The 973-nt window shown below is 69.3% G+C and carries 1 protein-coding gene; it reads right to left on the bottom strand.

What is annotated here, in order from left to right; all coding sequences use genetic code 11:
* Positions 1-10: 10 nt before the first annotated feature.
* A complete protein-coding gene (locus tag IE286_RS26895; protein ID WP_189799362.1) occupies positions 11-832 on the bottom strand; it encodes a YceI family protein in 822 nt (273 codons plus the stop codon).
* Positions 833-973 lie beyond the last annotated feature (141 nt).

Raw genomic sequence — 973 nt, 5'->3', positions numbered from 1 at the left:
CTGGTGGGGTTCAGGTGGTGGGGAGGGTGGTGCCTTGGACGGCTTGGATGTCGAGTTCGATTTTGAGGGTGGTGCCGATGGCGGCGATGCCGGCTTGGAGGATCTGGTTGTAGTTCATGGCGAAGTCTTCGCGGTGGAGTTCGGTGGTGGCGCGGAAGGCGGCGCGGGTGCCGCCCCAGGGGTCGGGGCCGGTGCCGAGGTAGGTGAGGTCGAGGTCGATGGGGCGGGTGTGGCCGTGGAGGGTGAGGTGGCCGTGGCAGGTGTAGTGGTCGGGGCCGGTGGGGGTGAGGTGGGTGGAGGTGTAGGTGATGTGGGGGTGGTTTTCGGTGTCGAGGAAGTCGGGGCTGGTGAGGTGTTGGTCGCGGAGGGTGTTGCCGGTGTTGATGCTGTTGGTGTTGATGGTGGCGGTGACGTGGCTGGTGTTGATGTCGTCGGGGTTGATGTGGATGGTGCCGGTGAAGTCGGTGAAGCGGCCGTGGATGCTGCTGATGCCGAGGTGGTGGGCGGTGGCGGCGATGGTGGAGTGGGCGGGGTCGATGGTCCAGGGTCCGGGGGGTGGGAGTTCGGTGCCGCCTTGGCGGGTGAGGGTGTGGGTGCCGAGGTGGGCGTGGCCGCTGGCGGTGACGAGGGCGGTGGCGGCGGTGGGGGTGTAGCCGACGGCGGTGATGATGACGGTGTAGGGGCCGGGGTTGAGGGGGGTGGTGTCGTGGATGGTGCCGTCTTGGTCGGCTTGGATGCGCAGGACCTGGGTGCCGGTGGTGTCGGTGACGGTGACGACCGCGTGTGGGATGGCCCATCCGTCGCGGGTGCGGATTTTCGCGGTCAGTGCCATCGGTGTGTGTCTCCTTGCGGGCCTTGCGGTGTGGGTGGTGCGGCCGGGACCGGGCGGGTGCGGCCGGCCGGGGGCGGTGACCGGGTGGGTGTGTGGTCCGTCGTGGCCGGTGGCCGGTCGGGGCCGGGGTTGTGTGGTGTG

Origin of the sequence: Streptomyces thermodiastaticus, from assembly GCF_014656135.1 — a bacterium.
Taxonomy (GTDB): domain Bacteria; phylum Actinomycetota; class Actinomycetes; order Streptomycetales; family Streptomycetaceae; genus Streptomyces; species Streptomyces thermodiastaticus.
Note: the sequence above shows the minus strand (reverse complement) of the source record. Positions and strands in the feature narration are given on the sequence as shown.